Origin of the sequence: Pseudomonas sichuanensis (assembly GCF_003231305.1) — a bacterium.
In the GTDB taxonomy this organism is placed as follows: domain Bacteria; phylum Pseudomonadota; class Gammaproteobacteria; order Pseudomonadales; family Pseudomonadaceae; genus Aquipseudomonas; species Aquipseudomonas sichuanensis.
Genome location: NZ_QKVM01000022.1, coordinates 51,926 through 72,703, shown reverse-complemented (window position 1 = coordinate 72,703; position 20,778 = coordinate 51,926). Strand labels below are relative to the sequence as shown.

20 protein-coding genes are annotated in these 20,778 nt (G+C 64.4%); 10 read left to right on the top strand and 10 right to left on the bottom strand.

Annotated features, from left to right (window positions below; genetic code table 11):
* Positions 1–29: 29 nt before the first annotated feature.
* Positions 30–854 (bottom strand): shikimate dehydrogenase, encoded by an 825-nt coding sequence (aroE, locus tag DM373_RS13730; RefSeq protein WP_110994087.1) that lies wholly within the window; start codon positions 852–854, stop codon positions 30–32.
* A gap of 25 nt (positions 855–879) precedes the next feature.
* Positions 880–1,791: an oxygen-dependent coproporphyrinogen oxidase gene (gene hemF, locus DM373_RS13725; RefSeq protein WP_110994086.1), complete on the bottom strand. Its 912-nt coding sequence runs from the start codon at positions 1,789–1,791 to the stop codon at positions 880–882.
* A 131-nt stretch (positions 1,792–1,922) separates the two neighbouring features.
* Between hemF and DM373_RS13720 the strand changes: the two genes are divergently transcribed.
* Complete coding sequence (locus DM373_RS13720; protein ID WP_110994085.1) at positions 1,923–2,900, top strand: NADPH:quinone reductase; 978 nt, start codon at positions 1,923–1,925, stop codon at positions 2,898–2,900.
* 83 nt (positions 2,901–2,983) lie between these two features.
* On the opposite strand, the gene DM373_RS13715 is transcribed toward DM373_RS13720, so the two are convergent.
* From DM373_RS13715 to dprA, 4 genes are all read right to left on the bottom strand, one after another.
* Positions 2,984–3,295, bottom strand: coding sequence for a DUF3077 domain-containing protein (locus DM373_RS13715; protein WP_110994084.1), 312 nt, complete (start codon positions 3,293–3,295; stop codon positions 2,984–2,986).
* Positions 3,296–3,773: 478 nt separating this feature from the next.
* The gene (locus DM373_RS13710) at positions 3,774–4,217 is read right to left on the bottom strand and encodes a hypothetical protein (RefSeq protein WP_110994083.1); all 444 of its coding nucleotides are present in this window, start codon (positions 4,215–4,217) and stop codon (positions 3,774–3,776) included.
* Between the two features lie 274 nt (positions 4,218–4,491).
* On the bottom strand, positions 4,492–5,049 hold the full coding sequence (gene tsaC / locus DM373_RS13705) for an L-threonylcarbamoyladenylate synthase type 1 TsaC (RefSeq protein ID WP_110994082.1): 558 nt from the start codon (positions 5,047–5,049) through the stop codon (positions 4,492–4,494).
* Positions 5,050–5,088: 39 nt separating this feature from the next.
* A complete protein-coding gene (gene dprA / locus DM373_RS13700; RefSeq protein ID WP_110994081.1) occupies positions 5,089–6,186 on the bottom strand; it encodes a DNA-processing protein DprA in 1,098 nt (365 codons plus the stop codon).
* 209 nt (positions 6,187–6,395) lie between these two features.
* Here dprA and def point away from each other — a divergent pair, with 209 nt between their 5' ends.
* From def to DM373_RS13675, 5 genes are all read left to right on the top strand, one after another.
* Entirely contained in the window at positions 6,396–6,902 is a 507-nt protein-coding gene (gene def, locus DM373_RS13695) for a peptide deformylase (protein WP_110994080.1), read from the top strand.
* Between the two features lie 62 nt (positions 6,903–6,964).
* Complete coding sequence (fmt, locus tag DM373_RS13690) at positions 6,965–7,897, top strand: methionyl-tRNA formyltransferase (protein ID WP_110994079.1); 933 nt, start codon at positions 6,965–6,967, stop codon at positions 7,895–7,897.
* Positions 7,894–9,201 (top strand): 16S rRNA (cytosine(967)-C(5))-methyltransferase RsmB, encoded by a 1,308-nt coding sequence (gene rsmB / locus DM373_RS13685; RefSeq protein ID WP_110994078.1) that lies wholly within the window; start codon positions 7,894–7,896, stop codon positions 9,199–9,201. The genes fmt and rsmB overlap by 4 nt, the downstream gene beginning before the upstream one ends.
* Positions 9,202–9,225: 24 nt before the next feature.
* A complete protein-coding gene (gene trkA, locus DM373_RS13680) occupies positions 9,226–10,599 on the top strand; it encodes a Trk system potassium transporter TrkA (RefSeq protein ID WP_110994077.1) in 1,374 nt (457 codons plus the stop codon).
* 11 nt (positions 10,600–10,610) lie between these two features.
* Complete coding sequence (locus DM373_RS13675; RefSeq protein WP_110994076.1) at positions 10,611–10,925, top strand: tetratricopeptide repeat protein; 315 nt, start codon at positions 10,611–10,613, stop codon at positions 10,923–10,925.
* A 126-nt stretch (positions 10,926–11,051) separates the two neighbouring features.
* Here DM373_RS13675 and DM373_RS13665 read toward each other — a convergent pair whose 3' ends face one another.
* Together DM373_RS13665 and DM373_RS13660 are read right to left on the bottom strand one after the other, a co-directional pair.
* On the bottom strand, positions 11,052–11,939 hold the full coding sequence (locus DM373_RS13665) for a lysophospholipid acyltransferase (protein ID WP_110994075.1): 888 nt from the start codon (positions 11,937–11,939) through the stop codon (positions 11,052–11,054).
* Positions 11,940–11,980: 41 nt separating this feature from the next.
* Positions 11,981–12,532, bottom strand: a complete 552-nt coding sequence (locus DM373_RS13660; RefSeq protein ID WP_110994074.1) for a DNA-3-methyladenine glycosylase I — start codon at positions 12,530–12,532, stop codon at positions 11,981–11,983.
* An 83-nt stretch (positions 12,533–12,615) separates the two neighbouring features.
* On the opposite strand from DM373_RS13660, the gene glyQ reads away from it, so the two are divergent.
* The 4 genes from glyQ (at position 12,616) to DM373_RS13640 (ending at position 16,975) form a co-directional block, all read left to right on the top strand.
* Entirely contained in the window at positions 12,616–13,563 is a 948-nt protein-coding gene (gene glyQ, locus DM373_RS13655) for a glycine--tRNA ligase subunit alpha (RefSeq protein ID WP_027592054.1), read from the top strand.
* On the top strand, positions 13,560–15,611 hold the full coding sequence (glyS, locus tag DM373_RS13650) for a glycine--tRNA ligase subunit beta (RefSeq protein ID WP_110994073.1): 2,052 nt from the start codon (positions 13,560–13,562) through the stop codon (positions 15,609–15,611). Before glyQ ends, glyS begins: the two co-directional genes overlap by 4 nt.
* Before the next feature lie 3 nt (positions 15,612–15,614).
* Positions 15,615–16,142, top strand: coding sequence for a D-glycero-beta-D-manno-heptose 1,7-bisphosphate 7-phosphatase (gmhB, locus tag DM373_RS13645; protein ID WP_110994072.1), 528 nt, complete (start codon positions 15,615–15,617; stop codon positions 16,140–16,142).
* 62 nt (positions 16,143–16,204) lie between these two features.
* On the top strand, positions 16,205–16,975 hold the full coding sequence (locus DM373_RS13640; protein ID WP_110994071.1) for a lysophospholipid acyltransferase family protein: 771 nt from the start codon (positions 16,205–16,207) through the stop codon (positions 16,973–16,975).
* A gap of 272 nt (positions 16,976–17,247) precedes the next feature.
* Here DM373_RS13640 and DM373_RS13635 read toward each other — a convergent pair whose 3' ends face one another.
* Positions 17,248–18,867 carry an MFS transporter gene (locus tag DM373_RS13635; RefSeq protein ID WP_110994070.1) on the bottom strand — a complete coding sequence of 540 codons (1,620 nt, stop codon included), beginning with the start codon at positions 18,865–18,867 and terminating at the stop codon, positions 17,248–17,250.
* 97 nt (positions 18,868–18,964) lie between these two features.
* Positions 18,965–20,614, bottom strand: coding sequence for a GMC family oxidoreductase (locus tag DM373_RS13630; protein ID WP_110994069.1), 1,650 nt, complete (start codon positions 20,612–20,614; stop codon positions 18,965–18,967).
* Positions 20,615–20,778 lie beyond the last annotated feature (164 nt).

Here is a 20,778-nt window from a genome sequence, read left to right as displayed (position 1 = left end):
CGGGCTTGCCCCGCGATTGGATATCAAGCTCAGCCGCGGGCCAACTGCCGGCGCAGCTCATCCAGCACCGGCCCGGTCTCCGGCCGCACCCCACGCCAGATAAAGAACGCCTCGGCCGCCTGCTCCGCCAGCATCCCCAAGCCGTCCAGCACCTTCGCCGCGCCCAGCTTGCTCGCCCATTGGCAAAACGGCGTCGGCTCCTTGCCATACATCATGTCGTAGCACACGGTACGCCCCGCCTCGACCAGGCTCTCGGCAATCGGCGGCAGCTCGCCAGCCAGGCTCGCCGAAGTGGCGTTGATGATCACGTCCACCGGCTCCTGCAACCAGCTGAAACCACTGGCCACCACCGGCCCCAGCTCATCGAACTCCCGCGCCAGCTGCTCGGCCTTCTCCACCGTGCGGTTGGCGATCACCAGCGACTGCGGCTGGTGCGCCAGGATCGGCTCCAACACACCGCGCACCGCGCCACCGGCGCCGAGGATGAGGATGCGCTTGCCGGCCAGCTCGACCCCGGCGTTGACGGTGAGGTCGCGCACCAACCCGGCGCCGTCGGTGTTGTCGCCCTGCAAGGTACCGTCGGCCAGCTTGCTCAAGGTGTTCACCGCACCGGCACGCTTGGCGCGTGGGGTGAGGCTGTCGCACAGGCGGTAGGCCTCTTCCTTGAACGGCACGGTGACGTTGGCGCCGCTGCCTTGCTTGAAGAAGCCACGGGCGCAGTCGCTGAACTCGTCCAGCGGCGCCAGCAGGGTGGCGTACTCCAGGGCCTCGCCGGTCTGGTCGGCGAACAGGCGGTGGATCAACGGCGACTTGCTGTGGCCGATGGGGTTACCGAAAACGACGTACTGGTCCATGGGTGATCCTCGGTTATCCACAGGCTTACTGGGCGAGCCAGTCGCGGTCTTGCAGGAAGTACTCGGTCAGGCGCGCTTCTTCACTGCCAGGTTCGGCTTTCCAGTCGTAGCCCCAGCGTACTTGCGGCGGCAGCGACATCAGGATCGACTCGGTACGGCCACCGGACTGCAGGCCGAACAGGGTGCCACGGTCGTAGACCAGGTTGAACTCGACGTAGCGGCCACGGCGGTATTCCTGGAACTCGCGCTGCGCGGGGGTGTACGGCGTGCCCTTGCGGCGCTGGACGATCGGCAGGTAAGCCTCGACATAGGCGTCACCGATGGCGCGGATGAAGGCGAAGCAGGTGTCGAAGTCCCACTCGTTCAGGTCATCGAAGAACAGGCCGCCAATGCCGCGTGGCTCGCCACGGTGCTTGAGGTGGAAGTAGCGGTCGCACCAGGCCTTGTAGCGCGGGTACACGTCGGCGCCGAACGGCGCGCAGGCCTGCTCGGCCACGCGGTGCCAGTGCACGCAGTCTTCTTCATTGCCGTAGTACGGGGTCAGGTCGAAGCCGCCGCCGAACCACCACACGGCCTCTTCGCCTTCTTTTTCGGCGATGAAGAACCGCACGTTGGCGTGGGAAGTCGGCACATGCGGGTTGTGCGGGTGGATCACCAGCGACACGCCCAGCGCCTCGAAACCACGGCCCGCCAGCTCCGGGCGGTGGGCACTGGCCGACGGCGGCAGGCCGCTGCCGAACACGTGGGAGAAGTTGACGCCGCCTTTCTCGATCACCTTGCCGTCGCCGATCACCCGCGTGCGACCGCCGCCGCCGGCATCGCGCACCCAGGCATCCTCGACGAAGCGGGCGCCGCCGTCTTCATTCTCGAGGGCAGTGCAGATGCGGTCTTGCAGGTCGAGCAGGTAGGCTTTCACGGCCTCGGTGCGGCTGGTCATCGGGTCACCTGGAAGGAGCGGGGAAAATTCGCCGCGTAGCATACCACCGGCAAACCCCGCGCCGCAGTTGACGGCGATCAAGCAAAGGCGTCCGATAGAAGGCCTTTGCGACCGAACGACAGGAGTGTGTGATGGCCAAGCGTATCCAGTTCAGCCAGCATGGCGGCCCGGAAGTGTTGCAGCTGGTGGAATTCGACCCGGCCCCGCCCGGCCCGCAGCAGGTGCGCGTGCGCAACCATGCGATCGGCCTGAACTTCATCGACACCTATTTCCGTGGCGGGCTGTATGCGCCGCCGTCGCTGCCTTCCGGGCTGGGTACCGAAGCGGCCGGGGTGGTCGAGGCAGTGGGCGAGGGCGTCAGCCGGATCCAGGTGGGCGACCGCGTGGCCTATGCCGGCGGGCCGCTGGGGGCCTACAGCGAGGTGCACACGCTGCCGGAGGCCAACCTGGTCAAGCTGCCGGAGGCGATCAGCTTCGAGCAGGCGGCGGCGGTGATGCTCAAGGGCCTGACCACGCAGTACCTGCTCAAGCAGACCTATGCCGTGCAGCCGGGGGACTTCGTGCTGTTCCATGCGGCTGCCGGTGGCGTGGGGTCGCTGGCTTGCCAGTGGGCCAAAGCGCTGGGCGCCAAGCTGATCGGCACTGTCAGCTCCGCCGAGAAGGCCGAACGGGCCAAGGCGCTCGGGGCCTGGGCGACCATCGACTACAGCCGTGAAGACGTGGCCCAGCGGGTGCTGGAACTGACCAACGGTCAGAAATGCCCGGTTGTGTATGACGGCGTGGGGGCGGATACCTGGCTGACTTCGCTGGATTGCCTGAAGCCGCGTGGGTTGATGGTGAGCTTCGGCAATGCCTCTGGCGCGGTGACCGGGGTGAACCTGGGGATCTTGTCGCAGAAGGGTTCGCTGTATGTCACCCGGCCAACGCTGGCGAGCTATGCCAACAACGCCGAGAACACCCAGGCCATGGCCGATGACCTGTTCGCGATGATCGCCAGCGGCAAGCTGGTGGTGGATATCCAGCAGCGGTATCCGTTGAGTGATGCGGCCAAGGCGCAGGCGGAGTTGTCGGCGCGGCGGACGGTCGGGTCGACTGTTCTGCTGCCTTGAAGGCCCTATCGCGGGGCAAGCCCGCTCCCACGCCATGACTAGAGATCGGCGTGGGAGCGGGCTTGCCCCGCGATTGCGTCAGCTCAGCCGGTGGAATTCTTGGCCGCTGGCGCCGACTCGATGCCCTCAAGCATCGCCTCCACCAACCCCTCCGCCATTTCCAGCGAATGCAGGCTGGACCAGTACATGCCCCGCCCCTCATCCCGCAGGTGGTCGAGCGCCTTGATGCCGGTGTCGTAGGCGCAGCGCAGGTAGAGCGCTACATGCACCAAGGCGTCGTGTGCTGGGACATCAGGGTTCACGGAAAAGAGGGGCGGATGGCCGGCATCGCAGCGGCCGAAGGGGTGGGCGGAGGTGTTGGGGAGGGGTGGATCCGGGACGATCTTTTTCATCATGAGATCTCGCGTCTAGGCCGACACGCATCCGTTACCACACGGATAGGTGGCAGCTGCATACGGGGTGGTAAACCGGGAGAGATCTCAAAACCCGGCAGGCACGAGGCCTCCCGCATGCAGCCACCATTGACTGCCAAGATCTCTCCCTGCTCGGGTTACCACACCCGATCGCCAAGTTATTCGGCGACGGTCTGGAGCCTAGAAGTAGGAGTTTCCAGTGAGAAGGTGATGGCAGCGGACGCGGATCGTAGGATATTTCTCTATTCGCAAGCTGGACAGCCTGTTCGGCAAAATCAGAAAACCCTGAATTCAGCCAAAACCTTGAATAAGGCGCTGCGACACGCGATAGATAGGGCCTCGCTTGACCGTACCGACTCTGAGGCGTAGCCTTTCTCCCTGAGGTTGTGCTGGTGCGCCGGTTGAGTTTCAAGTTATCCGGGCGAGTGCATCCTTACCCTTTGGCCGCTTAAAGCGGCCATTATTTTTTGGGCTTGTTTCTATCCCCTTTAGGCACGATGGAATAGAGCTCCGCCTTGGGCTTGCGGGCCGTCAGTTCAAAAATCGCCTCATCATAGATTTCATTGCCATAGCCATCGTTTCGGCCAATCGTGCTGCGAAGAGCGGTCAGGTGCGTGGCACTCTTCAAAATCGATGTCGCTGCCAGCGCTGCCCTGATTTGCACAACCATGTCATCAATGGTGTATCCGTCTCGTATCACCCGGCTTCTGTAGGCATGACTGCCAATAAATACGATGCCCGGATCCTCAAGCAGGGGTAAACCCAGCCCGGCTTTCTGTCTGTTGATCGCCTCGAACTGATCTGCGGTAAATCTGCCTATCTCCACCGCCCTGACCCGATGGTTGGACGCTAGCTGCTGCAGATTCGCCCTTATCAGGTACTCGGCATTCTCGAATAGCGGCATTGCTCCGGATGCTCCCGCCGATTTGCGACGCACGGAGAGCAAGCTAGAGGCAGGGGTTCCTGTAGAGAAGTTGGCGACTTAAGACGGAGACAGTGGGAAGTTTCCCAATTGGTTGTCCAGGCAACTATTTGAGAGAAAGTCAGGAGAATCTAGCCGTTTTCTGGGGCCGCTTTGCGGCCCTTTCGCGACACAAGGCCGCTCCTACAGGGGAGCGCGATTGCCTGTAGGAGCGGCCTTGTGCCGCGAAACGAGGGCAAAGCCCTCGCCAGCGGTATCAGCCCGGGCGCACAACCTCACCGGTCGCCAGGTCCCGAATCACGCTCGGATTCTTCCGCCCCCCCAGCGCCCCACCCAGCACCATGTCCAGCTGCTTGTGGAAATACTGCTCCACCCGCAACCGGCTCTTGGCCGCCGGGCGCCCGGCCGGGTTGCAGGACGTGGAAATCAACGGCCCGACCAAGGCGCACAGCTCACGCACCTGTGGATGATCACTGACCCGCAGCGCCACGCTGTCATGCTGCCCGGTCACCCACTCGGGCAGCAGGTCCTGGTGCGGTACCAACCAGGTGTTCGGCCCCGGCCAGGTGGCGGCCATGCGGTCAATCCAGTCCTGGGGGAAGTCCTCGAACAGGAAGTCGAACTGGTGGATGCTGTCAGCGACCAGGATCAGGCCTTTATCCACAGGCCGCGACTTGAGCGCCAGCAGGCGATACACCGCGTCTTCGTTCCACGGGTCGCAGCCCAGGCCCCAGACCGCTTCCGTTGGATAGGCGATCACCGCACCCGCCTTGATCTCACGCGCGGCTTGTTGCACACGCCAACTGCTCACCATTTGCTGTCACTCCACATATAAGCCTTGCGCGCAGTTTACTTAGCCGGACCTTGCAAACCAACGCCCGGCTTCATTACTGACCCGGCCCTCAAGCTCCAGCTCGGTCAGGCTGGCCAGCACCTGGGCCAACGGCTGGCCGCTGCTGTGGGCCAAGCCCTCGGTAGTGTGGGGCGCAGCATGGAGCAAGGCGAGCAGGGGATGGTCGGGTTTGCCCACAGGCGCGGGCGGCAGGTTCTGCCAGCCGCGCAGGCTGTCGAGGATCTGTTCCACACTCTCCACCAGCAACGCACCGTCGCGGATCAGTTGGTGACAGCCCTTGGCGCCGGGGTGGTGAATGGAACCGGGAATGGCATACACCTCGCGCCCTTGTTCGGCGGCAAGCCGGGCGGTGATCAACGAACCACTGGCAATGCTCGCCTCGACCACCAGCACACCCAGCGACAGCCCACTGATGATCCGGTTACGCCGGGGGAAGTTGCCGGCCAACGGCCCGGCGTCCAGGGGGTACTCGGAAACCAGCGCGCTACCGCTGTCGAGCATCGCTCGGGCGAGGTCGCGGTGGCGCTGTGGATAAAGTTTTTGCAACCCCGTGCCGAGCACCCCGATGGTGTGCCCGCCGGCCTGCAATGCCGCCCGATGAGCGGCACCGTCAACGCCCAGCGCCAGCCCGCTGGTGATGGTGAAACCGGCTTGCGCAAGGCAACGCGCGAACGCACCTGCGGTATCCAGCGCCGGAGGTGAAGCACGCCTGCTGCCCACTATCGCCAGCTGCGGGCGCTCCAGCAAAGCAGGGTCGCCGGCGACGAACAGCAAGGGCGGCGGGTCGTCGATTTCACCGAGCAACGCGGGATAGCCAGGCCCGTCCCACATCAGCAAATGCTGGCCCGGGCGCTCTAACCAGGCCATTGCAGCCAATGCACCGTCGCGCACCTCGGGGCTGCGCCGGGCATCGATGCTGGCAGCAGGCAGCCCCAGCGCACGCCAGGCACTGGCCGGCGCGCTGAGTGCCGACGAGGCATTGCCGAAGGCTTCGATGAGGGTATGGAAACGGCGCAGGCCGGTGTCGGGGAGGCGGTGCAGACGCAGCCGCGCTTCCAGTTCGGCAGGCGGGCAAGGCGACGAACGGGGTGTAGTCATAGGGGATCATCCTTGATCGAAAAGGGGCCATCGGCGTGGCACAAGCTGTGGATAACTGTGTTGATAACGCTTTGAAAAGCTGTCCATCAAATCGGCGATAAGCCGCCCTTTCACACCCTAGCCGAGCTTTCACAGGTGCCTTGGCCACCTTTTCCCTTTATTATGTGTGCTCAGTTTTCAACCGACCGCACAGTGACTGCCTGACCCCTATGGCTATTTTGAACATTCTCGAATTCCCCGATCCGCGCCTGCGTACCATTGCCAAACCGGTAACGGTGTTCGACGACGCCCTGCGTCAGCTGATCGACGACATGTTCGAAACCATGTACGAGGCCCCAGGCATCGGCCTGGCGGCGACCCAGGTCAACGTCCACCAGCAAGTCGTGGTGATGGACCTCAGCGAAGATCGCAGCGAGCCGCGCGTCTTCATCAACCCCAGCGTCGAAGAACTGACCCACGACATGGGCCAGTACCAGGAAGGCTGCCTGTCGGTGCCGGGCTTCTACGAAAACGTCGACCGCCCGCTGCGCGTCCGGGTCAAGGCCCAGGACCGCGACGGCAAGCCCTACGAGCTCGAAGCCGAAGGCCTGCTGGCGGTGTGCGTGCAGCACGAGTTCGATCACCTCAACGGCAAGCTGTTCGTCGACTACCTGTCGCAGCTCAAGCGCGACCGGATCAAGAAGAAGCTGGAAAAGCAGCACCGCCAGCAAGCCTGATCCCCACCTTCCAGAAGGCTTGCTCCGGCAAGCCTTTTTCTTTTTCGAGAAGCGAGAACTCCATGCGCATCGTCTTTGCTGGCACCCCAGAGTTTGCCGCCGAACACCTCAAGGCCCTGCTCGACAGCCCGTACGAGATCGTGGCCGTCTACACCCAGCCGGACCGCCCCGCCGGCCGTGGCCAGAAGCTCATGCCGAGCGCGGTCAAGGCCCTGGCCGTGGCCCATGACATCCCGGTGTACCAGCCACAGACCCTGCGCAATGCCGATGCGCAGGCCGAGCTCGCCGCGCTGCAGCCGGACCTGATGGTAGTGGTCGCCTACGGCCTGATCCTGCCGCAGGCGGTGCTGGACATCCCGCGCCTGGGTTGCATCAACAGCCATGCCTCGCTGCTGCCGCGCTGGCGCGGTGCGGCACCGATCCAGCGTGCGGTGGAAGCGGGTGACGCCGAGAGCGGCGTGACCGTGATGCGCATGGAGGCTGGCCTGGATACCGGCCCGATGCTGCTCAAGGTGGTCACGCCGATCAGCGCCGACGACACCGGCGGCACCTTGCACGACCGCCTCGCCGAAATGGGCCCGCCTGCGGTGATCCAGGCCATCGCCGGCCTGGCCGATGGCAGCCTGCAAGGTGAAGTGCAGGTCGATGCCCTGGCCACCTACGCACACAAGCTGAACAAAGACGAAGCGCGCATCGACTGGAGCCGTCCGGCCGTGGAGCTTGAGCGCCTGATCCGCGCCTTCAACCCCTGGCCGGTGTGCCACAGCACCCTGGACGGCGAAAGCGTGAAGGTACTGGCCGCCAAGTTGTCCACAGCCCAGGGCGCCCCAGGCGAAATCCTCTCGGCCAGCAAGGACGGCCTAGTGGTCGCCTGCGGTGAGCAGGCCCTGAGCCTGACCCGCCTGCAACTGCCGGGTGGCAAGGCCCTCAACTTCGCCGACCTGTTCAACAGCCGCCGCGAGAAATTCGCCAGCGGCAAGGTGCTCGGCCAATGAATCCTCGTCTGGCTGCCGCCCGTGCCTTGGCCGCCGTGCTCAGCGGCAAGGCTTCGCTGAACAGCTCGCTGCCGGCGCAACTGGACAAGGTCGATGATCGTGACCGTGGCCTCACCCAGGACCTGGCCTTCGGCACCGCCCGCTGGCAGCCGCGCCTGGACCTGCTGGCCGCACAACTGTTGCAGAAGCCGTTCAAAGCCGCCGACGCCGATGTGCAGGCGCTGCTGCTGGTCGGCCTGTACCAGCTGTTCTACACCCGCATCCCGGCCCATGCCGCCATCGGCGAAACCGTAGGCTGCGCCGACAAGCTGAAGAAGCCGTGGGCCAAGGCCCTGCTCAATGCCGTGCTGCGCCGCGCCCAGCGCGAGGGCGAGGCACTGCTGGCCGACATGGAGCGCGACCCGGTGGTGCGCACCGCCCACCCGCGCTGGCTGCAGAAGTCGCTCAAGGCCTTCTGGCCGGAGCAATGGGAAGCCATCTGCGCCGCCAACAACGCCCACCCGCCGATGATCCTGCGCATCAACCGCCGCCACCACAGCCGCGACGCTTACCTCGCGCTGCTGGCCGAGGCCGGTATCCAGGCCAGCGCCTGCCAGTACAGCCGTGACGGCATCGTGCTGGCCGAAGCCTGCGACGTGCGCGGCCTGCCGGGCTTCGCCGAGGGTTGGGTCAGCGTGCAGGACGAAGCCGCGCAGTTGTCCGCCGACCTGCTGGAGCTGGCCCCCGGCCAACGCGTGCTCGACGCCTGCTGCGCACCGGGCGGCAAGACCTGCCACCTGCTCGAAGCCGAGCCGAAGCTTGCGCACATGGTCGCCATCGACCTCGAGGCCAAGCGCCTGACCCGCGTGCGCGAGAACCTCGACCGCCTCAAGCTCGATGCCGAGCTGATCGCCTGCGACGCCCGCGACACCGCCAGCTGGTGGGACGGCAAACAGTTCCAGCGCATCCTGCTCGACGCTCCCTGCTCGGCCACTGGCGTGATCCGCCGCCACCCGGACATCAAGCTGACTCGCCAGGCCGACGACATCCCGGCCCTGGCCGCGCTGCAAGGCGAACTGCTCGATGCCCTGTGGCCGACCCTGGAAGTGGGCGGCATGCTGCTGTACGCCACCTGCTCCAGCCTGCCCACCGAGAACACCGAAGTGATCGACGCCTTCCTGGCCCGCACCCCCGGTGCCCGCGAGCTGGACCTGGCGACCGAGGCCGGCCTGCGCCAGCCCCACGGGCGCCAGCTGCTGGCCCAGGAGGGCGGCCACGACGGTTTCTACTATGCCAAGCTGATCAAGATCGCCGCCTCGCGGTAAGCACAAGAACCTAGGGAGTAGTGGATGAAGATCATCATCCTCGGCGCGGGGCAGGTAGGCGGTACGCTGGCGGAACACCTGGCCAGCGAAGCCAACGACATCACCGTGGTCGACACCGACAGCGAGCGCCTGCGCGATCTGGGCGACCGCCTGGACATCCGTACCGTGCAGGGCCGCGCATCGCTGCCGACGGTGCTGCGCCAGGCCGGCGCCGACGACGCCGACATGCTGGTGGCGGTGACCAACAGCGACGAGACCAACATGGTCGCCTGCCAGGTGGCCTACTCGCTGTTCCACACCCCGACCAAGATCGCCCGGGTGCGTGAATCGGCCTACCTCACCCGCGAAGAGCTGTTCGACAACGACCACATCCCGGTGGACGTGCTGATCAGCCCCGAGCAGGTGGTGACCAACTACATCAAGCGCCTGATCGAACACCCAGGTTCGCTGCAGGTGATCGACTTCGCCGAGGGCAAGGCCCAGCTGGTGGCGGTCAGGGCCTACTACGGCGGGCCGCTGGTGGGCCAGCAACTGCGCCAGATCCGCGCCCACATGCCCAACGTCGACACCCGCGTGGCGGCGATCTTCCGCCGCGACCGGCCGATCACGCCCCGGGGCGACACGGTGATCGAAGCCGACGACGAAGTGTTCTTCATTGCCGCGAAGAAGGACATCCGTGCGGTGATGGGTGAACTGCGGCGCATCGACGAAACCAACAAGCGCGTGGTGATCGCCGGTGGCGGGCAGATCGGCGAGCGCCTGGCCGAGGCCATCGAAAGCCGCTACCAGGTGAAGATCATCGAGATGAACCCGGCGCGCTGCCGGCACCTTTCCGACACCCTGGAAAGCACCGTGGTGCTGCAGGGCAGCGCCTCGGACAAGGACCTGATGCTCGAAGAGAACATCGCCGACGCCGACATCTTCCTGGCCCTGACCAACGACGACGAGGCCAACATCATGGCGTCGCTGCTGGCCAAGCGCCTGGGCGCGCGCAAGGTGATGACCATCATCAACAACCCGGCCTATGTCGACCTGGTGCAGGGCGGCGACATCGACATCGCCATCAGCCCGCAGCTGGCCACCATCGGCACGCTGCTGGCCCACGTGCGCCGCGGCGATATCGTCAGCGTGCACTCGCTGCGCCGTGGCGCGGCCGAGGCCATCGAGGCCGTGGCCCATGGCGATGCGAAGTCGAGCAAGGTGGTGGGCAAGGCCATCGAGGACATCGCCCTGCCGCCGGGCACCACCATCGGCGCGATCATCCGCGACGAAGAAGTGCTGATCGCCCATGACGACACGGTGATCGAGTCGGGCGACCATGTGATCCTGTTCGTTGTGGATAAAAAGCATATTCGGGACGTGGAGAAGCTGTTCCACGTGGGCTTGAGTTTCTTCTAAAGGAGCAGGGCATGCGCGAATCGCTGGAGAAGATGCTGGCCAAAGGTGTGGATAACCCGCTGCTGCGCTTCGGCCTGGGCAAGGCCTGGCTGGATGAGGGCAATGGCGCCGAGGCGGCGGTGCACCTGGCCAGTTGCGTGCAGCAGGACCCCAAGTATTCGGCGGCGTGGAAGCTGCTGGGCAAGGCGTATCAGCTGCAGGGTGACCTGGCTGGGGCGCGCAAGGCCTGGGAGGAGGGCATCGAGGCGGCGCAGGCCCATGGCGACAAGCAGGCCGAGAAGGAGATGGCGGTGTTTCTCAAGAAGCTCAGCAAAACATCGACTTGACGCGGTCTCTGTGGGAGCGGGTTCACCCGCGAACACCGGCGAAGCCGGTGCCATACACCGCAGCGCCTGCTTCGCGGGTAAACCCGCTCCCACAGAGCCCCTGCTAAAGCAGGGGCAGTGGATAACTCAATACCAGCGCGGCTCGCCGGCCGGGCGCTTCTTGAAGCGCTTCATGCTCCACATGTACTGGCTCGGGTACTCGCGCACATAGCGCTCGACCACTTTGCTCATCGCCGCTGCCGACACGTTGACGTCGGTGCTGTACATCTCTTCCGGTGCCGCCTCAAGGAACACCTTGAAGCCCGAGCCGTCCGGCAGGCGCAGGGCGTGCAGGAACACCCCCACCGCCTTGCCACCGGCCAGCATGTTCGGCACGAACTTGCTGGTCAGCGCCTGGGTCCCCAGGAACGGCACGAACACCCCGGCGGACTCGGCCGGCTCCGGGTCGGCCGGAATACCTACCTGGCCACCACGGCGCACTTCCTTGATGACGCTGAGAATGCCTTCCTTGGTCGAAGGCGCCACGCGGTTGCCCATCTGCACGCGCTGCTCACGCAGCAGGTCATCCACGGCTTTCAACTTTGGCGGGCGGTAGAAGATGATCGGTTTGCACTGGTTGCAATAGAAGTGGTTGAGCACTTCCCAGTTGCCCAGGTGGCTGGTGATGCCGACCACGCCCTTGCCCGAGGCCAGGGCCTGCTCCAGCACTTCCAGGCCGTGCACTTCCTTGACCAGCTCCAGCGAGCGTTGCGGCGGCCAGATCCAGGCGCAGGCACTTTCGACGAACGACTTGCCGATGTCTTTCAGCGCACGGCCCACCAGTTGCTCACGCTCGGCCGGGTTCATCTCGGGGAAGCACTTGGCCAGGTTGATGCGCACCACGTTGCGCGAGCCGTTGGGGATCTTCCACATCAGCCAGCCGATGCCGGCGCCAACGCGCTGCACCGCGCCCCAGGGCAACTTGGCGAACAGTCGCAGCACCCCGACCATGAGGGCGCCCTTGAACTTTTCCACAGGCGAATTCCTTATTTCAGCAAGGCGCGCATTGTACCCCGTCAGCGCACCAGCGCGGCGTAGCGATCGCAGTCGGTGGTGTGGTCCATGACCATGCCGGTGGCTTGCATGAAGGCGTAGCAGATGGTCGGGCCAACGAAGGTGAAGCCGGCTTTCTGCAAGGCCTTGCTCATGGCCTTGGCCTCATCGGTGACCGCCGGTACCTCGCTGCGGCCGGTGAAATGGTTGATCCTCGGCTCACCGCCCACGAACGACCACAGCCACTCGGCCGGGTTATCCACAGCCAGCCAAGCCAGCGCATTGCGCCGCACGGCCTTGAGCTTGAGGCGGTTGCGGATGATGCCGGCATCGAGCATCAGCTCCTCGATGCGCTCATCGCTGAGCTGCGACAGTTTCACGGGGTCGAAGCCGTGCAACACCTCGCGATAACGCTCGCGCTTCTTCAAGACCGTGATCCACGACAAACCTGCCTGGAACCCTTCGAGCAAAAGCATCTCGAACAGCAACGCCGGGTCGCGCTGCGGCGTTCCCCACTCCTGATCGTGGTAGGCCTGGTACAACGGGTCGTCGGAACACCAAAAGCAGCGTGGCATAAGGCTCCAATGAGTAGAGGGCGAGACGAAACGGGTTATACTCCCGCTCTTTACATCCGCATCCCCAGATACAGGTGAATTTCGTGAGCCAGCCTACGCCAGCCGTGCGTACCTTCCAAGACCTGATCCTCGCCCTGCAGAACTACTGGGCAGCTCAAGGTTGTGTGGTGCTTCAGCCCTACGATATGGAAGTAGGCGCCGGCACTTTCCATACCGCCACGTTCCTGCGCGCCGTCGGCCCGGAAACCTGGAACGCCGCCTATGTGCAGCCTAGCCGTCGCCCTGCCGACGGACGGTATGGCGAAAACCCCAACCGCCTGCAGCACTACTACCAGTTCCAGGTGGTGCTCAAGCCGAACCCGGCGAACTTCCAGGAGCTGTATCTGGGCTCGCTGAAAGCCATCGGCCTGGACCCACTGGTTCACGACATTCGCTTCGTCGAAGACAACTGGGAATCGCCAACCCTCGGCGCCTGGGGCCTGGGCTGGGAAATCTGGCTGAACGGCATGGAGGTGACCCAGTTCACCTACTTCCAGCAGGTCGGCGGCATCGAGTGCTACCCGGTCACCGGTGAAATCACCTACGGCCTGGAGCGCCTGGCCATGTACATCCAGGGCGTGGACTCGGTCTACGACCTGGTGTGGGCCGACGGCCCGTTCGGCAAGGTCACCTATGGCGACGTGTTCCACCAGAACGAAGTGGAGCAGTCGACCTACAACTTCGAGCACGCCAACGTCGAGAAGCTGTTCGAACTGTTCGACTTCTATGAAAGCGAAGCGAACCGCCTGATCAAGCTGGAACTGCCGCTGCCGACCTATGAAATGGTCCTGAAGGCTTCGCACACCTTCAACCTGCTGGACGCCCGCCGCGCCATCTCGGTAACCGAGCGCCAGCGCTACATCCTGCGTGTTCGCACGCTCGCCCGTGACGTGGCGCAAAGCTATCTGCAAGCCCGCGCACGCCTGGGCTTCCCGATGGCCACCCCTGAACTGCGTGACGAAGTGTTGGCTAAGCTGGAGGCTGCACAATGAGTGCTCAAGATTTCCTGGTTGAACTGGGCACCGAAGAGCTGCCACCCAAGGCCCTGGCGTCGCTGGGCGACGCCTTCCTCGCCGGTATCGAGAAAGGCCTGCAGGCCGCCGGCCTGAACTACACCGCCAAGCAGGTCTACGCCGCGCCGCGCCGCCTGGCCGTGCTGATCCGCCAGCTCGACGTGCAGCAGCCGGACCGCAGCATCAACATCGATGGCCCGCCCATGCAGGCGGCGTTCAAGGACGGCGAGCCAACCCAGGCCGCCCTGGGCTTTGCCAAGAAGTGCGGTGTGGAGCTGTCGGACATCGACCAGAGCGGCGCGAAGCTGCGCTTCTCCCAGCACATCCCGGGCAAGGCGACCGCCAGCCTGCTGCCGACCATCGTCGAAGACTCGCTCAACGACCTGCCGATTCCCAAGCGCATGCGCTGGGGCGCCAGCCGTGAAGAGTTCGTGCGTCCGACCCAGTGGCTGGTGATGCTGCTCGGCGACCAGGTCGTCGACTGCACCATCCTCGCGCAAAAAGCCGGGCGTGAGTCCCGTGGCCACCGCTTCCACCACCCGGAAAACGTGGTTATCACCACCCCGGCCAACTACGTCGAAGACCTGCGCAAAGCCTACGTGCTGGCCGACTTCGCCGAGCGTCGCGAGCTGATCAGCAAGCGCACCTCAGAGCTGGCCATGCAGCAGGAAGGCACCGCGATCGTGCCGCCGGCGCTGCTGGACGAAGTGACCGCGCTGGTCGAGTGGCCGGTGCCGCTGGTGTGCTCGTTCGAGGAGCGTTTCCTCGAGGTGCCGCAGGAAGCCCTGATCACCACCATGCAGGACAACCAGAAGTACTTCTGCCTGCTGGACAACGAAGGCAAGCTGCTGCCGCGCTTCATCACCGTGGCCAACGTCGAGAGCCGCGATCCGAAGCAGATCGTGCAAGGTAACGAAAAGGTCGTGCGCCCGCGCCTGACCGACGCCGAGTTCTTCTTCAAACAGGACAAGAAGCAACCCCTGGAAAGCTTCAACGAGCGCCTGAAGAACGTGGTGTTCCAGGCTCAGCTGGGCACCGTGTTCGAAAAAGCCGAGCGCGTCTCCAAGCTGGCCGCTTTCATTGCCCCGTACCTCGGCGGCAGCGCCGCCAACGCCGGCCGCGCCGGCCTGCTGTCCAAGTGCGACCTGGCCTCGGAAATGGTTGGCGAGTTCCCTGAGATGCAGGGCATCGCCGGCTACTACTACGCCCTCAACGATGGCGAGCCAGAAGACGTCGCCCTGGCGCTGAACGAGCAGTACATGCCGCGCGGTGCTGGCGCCGAGCTGCCGCAGACCCTCACCGGTGCTGCCGTGGCCATCGCCGACAAGCTCGACACCCTGGTCGGCATCTTCGGCATCGGCATGCTGCCCACCGGCAGCAAGGACCCGTACGCCCTGCGCCGTGCCGCCCTCGGTGTGCTGCGCATCCTGATCGAGAAACAGCTGGACCTGGACCTGACCAGTGCGGTCGAGTTCGCGGTCAAGCAGTTCGGTGCCAAGGTCAAGGCCGCCGGCCTGGCCGAGCAGGTGCTGGAGTTCATCTTCGACCGCCTGCGTGCGCGCTATGAAGACGAAGGCATCGACGTTGCCACCTACCTGTCGGTGCGTGCCCTGAAGCCGGGCTCCGCCCTGGACTTCGACCAGCGCGTGCAGGCCGTGCAGGCGTTCCGCAAGCTGCCCGAAGCCGGTGCCCTGGCCGCGGCGAACAAGCGCGTGTCGAACCTGCTGAGCAAGGCCGAAGGCGCCATCGCCGACCAGGTCGAGCCGAAGTACTTCGACAATGCCAACGAGTTCTCGCTGTACTCGGCCATCCAGCAGGCCGACCAGGCCGTGCAACCGATGGCGGCCGCGCGTCAGTACAACGAAGCGCTGGCCCGCCTGGCCGCCCTGCGCGACCCGGTCGACGCCTTCTTCGAGGCGGTGCTGGTCAACGCCGAAGACGCCAAGGTGCGCGCCAACCGTTATGCCCTGCTCAGCCGCCTGCGCGGCCTGTTCCTGGGCGTGGCCGACATTTCGCTGCTGGGGTAAGCCTTGAAACTGCTGATTCTCGATCGTGACGGGGTGATCAATCACGACTCCGACGCCTACATCAAGTCGCTGGACGAGTGGATTCCCATCCCCGGCTCGATCGAGGCCATCGCGCAGTTGAGCAAAGCCGGCTGGACGGTGACCGTGGCCACCAACCAGTCCGGCATTGCCCGCGGCTATTACTCGCTGGCGACCCTCGAGGCCATGCATGCGCGCCTGCGCGCACTGGTGGCCGAGCAGGGTGGCGAGGTGGGCTGCATCGTGCATTGCCCGCATGGGCCGGACGAGGGCTGCGAATGCCGCAAGCCCAAGCCCGGCATGCTGCGGGCGATTGCCGAGCACTACCAGGTGCCACTGACCGATGTATGGTTCGTCGGTGACAGCAAAGGTGACCTGGAGGCGGCGCTGGCCGTCGATGCACAACCGGTGCTGGTGAAAACCGGCAAGGGTGAGCGGACGCTTGAAAAAGGCATCCCGCAGAACACACTGATTTTTGACGATCTGGCCGCCATCGCCAGACAACTCATTTAAACAGCGCGCCCCAGCGGCGCGTTGTCCTTAGGCGGGCCTGCCCCGCAACGGTACATGCCACTATGTCGATCCTGCAGGCGATCAGAATCTTTCTTTTTTACCTGCTGTTGGGCACCAGTTCGCTGCTGTGGTGCTCGCTGAGCTTCTTCGTTGCACCGTTCTTGCCGTTCGCCAAGCGCTACCGGTTCATCAACGTGTACTGGTGCCGCTGCGCGCTGTTCCTAGTGCGTACGATTTTGGGCATCGATTACAAGATCACCGGTGCCGAGAACGTGCCGAAGGTGCCCTGCGTGATCCTGTCGAACCACCAGAGCACCTGGGAGACATTCTTCCTGTCGGCCTATTTCTCGCCGCTGAGCCAGGTGCTCAAGCGTGAGCTGCTGTACGTGCCGTTCTTCGGCTGGGCCATGGCCATGCTGCGGCCGATCGCCATCGACCGCAAGAACCCGAAAGAGGCCTTGCGCCAGGTCGCCAGCCAAGGCGACGAGCTGCTCAAGCAGGGCACCTGGGTGCTGATCTTCCCCGAAGGCACCCGTGTGCCTCACGGCCAGATCGGCAAGTTCTCCCGCGGCGGTACCGCCCTGGCGGTGAACGCCGGCCTGCCGGTGCTGCCGATTGCCCACAACGCCGGCAAGTTCTGGCCCCGTGAAGGCTGGGGCAAACGCTCGGGCACCATCGAGGTGGTGATCGGCGAACCGATGTATGCAGTCGGCACCGGGCCACGCGCCATTGCCGAGCTCAACGACCGTGCCCAGGCCTGGAACGAAGCGGCCCAGCGGGCCATGGGTTCGCTGCCTCCGGTGGCCGAAAATCCTGAGCAGCAGCCGGCCTGACGATCTGTGGATAACTTGTTAGCAAGTTTTGCATGAGTCGTCTGAAATAGGTGCTAAGTGATTGAATTAGCTATTTATTTCTCTGTATGACGTTTTTGCGAAAATCGTGCATAAGTTTTTTCGCGCTATAAAAAAACCGGCTTTTACGCCGGTTTTTTTATGGGTTGATTGCCTTGATCGAATCGTGGGAGCGGGCTTGCCCCGCGATAGCGTCCTCAGCGCTGGCCCCATCGCGGGGCCAGCCCGCTCCCACGCTAGGTCTGTGACATTCCTCAGACCTTGTCGATATCCACATCCTTGGTTTCTTTCAGGCAGAAAATCCCCACCACCAGGCTCACCCCGGTGATCAATACCGGGTACCACAGCCCGTAGAAGATATCCCCGGTGTACACCACCAGCGCGAACGACACCGTCGGCAGGAAACCACCGAACCAGCCATTGCCAATGTGGTAGGGCAGGGACATCGAGGTGTAGCGGATGCGTGTCGGGAACAGCTCGACCATTACCGCCGCCAGTGGCCCGTAGGTCATGGTGGCAATGAGGATCATGGCGACGATCAGCACCACCACCATTACCTGGTTCACCTGGGCGGGATCGGCCTTGGCCGGGTAACCGGCCGCCTCGATGGCGCTGCGCATGGCGGCTTCGTCGAAGCCGTTGATGGTCTTGTCGCCGATGCTTACCGAAACGTCGCTGCCGGTGGCGTCAACCGAACTGTAGGGCAGGCCCTGCTTGACCAGGAAGGTCTTGACCTTGTCGCACGGGCTGTCGAAGCGCGCCTTGCCCACCGGGTCGAACTGGAAGGTGCAGCCCTGCGGATTGGCATTCACCACGATCGGTGCCTGGCGACTGGCGGCGTCGATCTGCGGGTTGGCGTAATGGCTCAGGGCCTTGAACATCGGGAAGTAGCACAGGGTGGCCAGCAGCAGGCCGAGCATCAGGATCGGCTTGCGCCCGACGCGGTCCGACAGCCAGCCGAAGAACACGAAGAACGGCGCGCCGATGATCACGCTGATGATCAACAGGGTGTTGGCTTGTGCCGGGTCCATCTTGAGCATCTGGGTCATGAAGAACAGCACGTAGAACTGTGCGGTATAGAAGGTCACCGCTTGCCCGGCGTTGATGCTGAACAGCGCGGTCAGCACCACCTTGAGGTTGGGCCACGAAGTGAACGACTCGCGGATCGGCGACTTGCTCACCTTGCCCTGAGCCTTCATTTTCACGAAGGCTGGCGATTCATGCATGCTCATGCGGATCCAGGTGGAGATCGCCAGCAGGAAGATCGACAGCAGGAACGGCAGGCGCCAGCCCCAGGTCTCGAACTGGTCGCCGCTGATATAGCGGCTGGCCAGCACCACGGTCAGCGACAGCAGCAGGCCGAGGGTGGCAGTGGACTGGATGAAGCCGGTGTGGAAACCACGCTTGCCGTGGGGTGCGTGCTCGGCCACATAGGTGGCGGCGCCGCCGTATTCCCCGCCCAGGGCCAGGCCCTGGAGCATGCGCAGGATCACCAGGATGATCGGTGCGGCAATGCCGATACTGGCGTAGGTGGGCAGCAGGCCGACCGCGAAGGTCGACAGGCCCATCAGCACGATGGTCACCAGGAAGGTGTACTTGCGCCCGATCATGTCACCGAGGCGGCCGAACACCAGGGCGCCGAACGGGCGCACCAGGAAGCCGGCGGCGAAGGCCATCAGGGCGAAGATGAAGGCGGTGGTGTCGTTGACCCCAGCAAAGAACTGCTTGCTGATGACCGCGGCCAGCGCGCCATAGAGAAAAAAGTCATACCACTCGAACACCGTCCCGAGGGATGACGCGAAAATGATCTTGCGTTCTTCACGACCGCTGGAGCTGCTCGCCGCCGCCCCCTGTTCCTGGATGTAATCCGACATCGTTGCTGTCCTCGGCCCGAGGGCCACAGTGATTATTCTTGTTGTTCCACTGCCGACGGCCTCCGACCACGAGCCGTCGCTGTTGCAAACACCCGGGTCAGGGCGTCGGTATCGCGCTGGAGTCGCTGAGGTTGGTCTGGCTACGGGCCCCCTTGAGGATCAGTTGCGCCGCCTTCTCGGCGATCATCAACGTAGGTGAACAGGTATTGCCGGAGACGATCTGCGGCATGATCGAAGCGTCGGCCACGCGCAGGCCGGGAATGCCGTGCACGCGCAGCTGGTTATCCACAACGTCCAGCGCGCCATTGCCCATGCGGCAGGTGCCCACCGGGTGGAAGATGGTGGTGCCGATCTGGCCGGCGGCCTGGTGCAGGTCTTCTTCACTCTGCAGGGCGGGGCCGGGCAGGTATTCGCGGGGGGCGAAGGCGGCCAGGGCAGGGGCCTGGGCGATGCGCCGGGTCATGCGGATGGCAGCTGCCGCCACCTGCAGGTCTTCGGGCGCACTCAGGTAATTGGGGTCGATCAAGGGTGTGGCGTGCATGTCCGCCGAGCGGATATCGATACGCCCACGGCTGACCGGGCGCAGGTTGCACACCGAGGCGGTGAAGGCCGGGAAGCGATGCAGCGGCTCACCGAAGCGCTCCAGCGACAGGGGCTGCACGTGGTATTGCAGGTTGGCGGTGGCCTGCTCCGGGCCCGAACGCACGAATGCCCCCAGCTGGCTCGGCGCCATGGCCAGCGGGCCACTGCGGTCATAGGCGTAACGCAGGCCCATGCCCAGCTTGCCCCACAGGCTGTTGGCCATCTGGTTGAGGGTACGGGTGTTGTCGATCTGGTAGATCAGCCGCAGTTGCAGGTGGTCCTGCAGGTTGCCGCCGACGCCGGGCATGTCGTGCCGCACGCCGATGCCCAGCCCTTCGAGCAGCTTGCGCGGGCCGATGCCCGAGCGTTGCAGGATACCGGGCGACCCTACAGAACCTGCGCAAAGAATGATCTCGCGGCGAGCGCCGAACTCATGCCACCCGCCTTGCCAGCGCGCTTTCACCGCCCGGGCGCGGGTGTTGTTGAGCAGCACCTGGTCGACCTCGACGCCGGTCAGGACGGTCAGGTTGGGCCGTTTGAGGATGGGTTTGAGGAAGGCTTTGGCCGAGTTCCAACGCACACCGCGACGCTGATTGACCTGAAAATAGCCGCAGCCGGCGTTATCGCCGGTGTTGAAGTCATCAACCTTGGCGATGCCGCTCTGCTCGGCGGCATCGCGGAAGGCATCGAGGATCGGCCAACTGTAGCGCTGCTGTTCGACCCGCCATTCACCGTCGCCGCCATGGCTGTCGCTGGCGCCGGCGAAGTGGTTTTCGCTTTGCTTGAACAACGGCAGCACGTCCTTCCATGCCCAGCCGTCGTTGCCTTGCTCGGCCCAACGGTCGTAGTCGGCGGCCTGGCCGCGCATGTAGATCATGCCGTTGATCGAGGAACAGCCGCCGAGCACCTTGCCCCGTGGATAACCCAGGGCACGGCCATTCAGGCCAGGTTGGGCTTCGGTCTTGAAGCACCAGTCGGTGCGGGGGTTGCCGATGCAGTAGAGGTAACCGACGGGGATGTGAATCCAGGGATAGTTGTCGCGGCCGCCGGCTTCCAGCAGCAGGACGCGGCAGGCAGGGTCGGCGGACAGACGGTTGGCCAGCAGGCAACCGGCGGGCCCGGCACCCACGACCACGTAGTCGTAGACAGAATCGGCTGATGGCATGTGCAACCTCGCGCCTGATTATTATTCTTGTCCCGGTCCATCTTATTGATTAATTTCGCTGAGGAAACACGAGATTTTGCGCAGCCGTTGTGCGTTTTAGCACAGCGTTTCAGCCCTATCGCGGGGCAAGCCCGCTCCCACGCCGCCCTTTGAGATCGGCGTGG

Coding starts and splice junctions, on each gene's coding strand:
- aroE (WP_110994087.1), bottom strand. CDS start 854: ATGGACCAGTACGTCGTTTTCGGTAACCCCATCGGCCACAGCAAGTCG.
- hemF (WP_110994086.1), bottom strand. CDS start 1,791: ATGACCAGCCGCACCGAGGCCGTGAAAGCCTACCTGCTCGACCTGCAA.
- DM373_RS13720 (WP_110994085.1), top strand. CDS start 1,923: ATGGCCAAGCGTATCCAGTTCAGCCAGCATGGCGGCCCGGAAGTGTTG.
- DM373_RS13715 (WP_110994084.1), bottom strand. CDS start 3,295: ATGATGAAAAAGATCGTCCCGGATCCACCCCTCCCCAACACCTCCGCC.
- DM373_RS13710 (WP_110994083.1), bottom strand. CDS start 4,217: ATGCCGCTATTCGAGAATGCCGAGTACCTGATAAGGGCGAATCTGCAG.
- tsaC (WP_110994082.1), bottom strand. CDS start 5,049: ATGGTGAGCAGTTGGCGTGTGCAACAAGCCGCGCGTGAGATCAAGGCG.
- dprA (WP_110994081.1), bottom strand. CDS start 6,186: ATGACTACACCCCGTTCGTCGCCTTGCCCGCCTGCCGAACTGGAAGCG.
- def (WP_110994080.1), top strand. CDS start 6,396: ATGGCTATTTTGAACATTCTCGAATTCCCCGATCCGCGCCTGCGTACC.
- fmt (WP_110994079.1), top strand. CDS start 6,965: ATGCGCATCGTCTTTGCTGGCACCCCAGAGTTTGCCGCCGAACACCTC.
- rsmB (WP_110994078.1), top strand. CDS start 7,894: ATGAATCCTCGTCTGGCTGCCGCCCGTGCCTTGGCCGCCGTGCTCAGC.
- trkA (WP_110994077.1), top strand. CDS start 9,226: ATGAAGATCATCATCCTCGGCGCGGGGCAGGTAGGCGGTACGCTGGCG.
- DM373_RS13675 (WP_110994076.1), top strand. CDS start 10,611: ATGCGCGAATCGCTGGAGAAGATGCTGGCCAAAGGTGTGGATAACCCG.
- DM373_RS13660 (WP_110994074.1), bottom strand. CDS start 12,532: ATGCCACGCTGCTTTTGGTGTTCCGACGACCCGTTGTACCAGGCCTAC.
- glyS (WP_110994073.1), top strand. CDS start 13,560: ATGAGTGCTCAAGATTTCCTGGTTGAACTGGGCACCGAAGAGCTGCCA.
- DM373_RS13640 (WP_110994071.1), top strand. CDS start 16,205: ATGTCGATCCTGCAGGCGATCAGAATCTTTCTTTTTTACCTGCTGTTG.
- DM373_RS13635 (WP_110994070.1), bottom strand. CDS start 18,867: ATGTCGGATTACATCCAGGAACAGGGGGCGGCGGCGAGCAGCTCCAGC.
- DM373_RS13630 (WP_110994069.1), bottom strand. CDS start 20,614: ATGCCATCAGCCGATTCTGTCTACGACTACGTGGTCGTGGGTGCCGGG.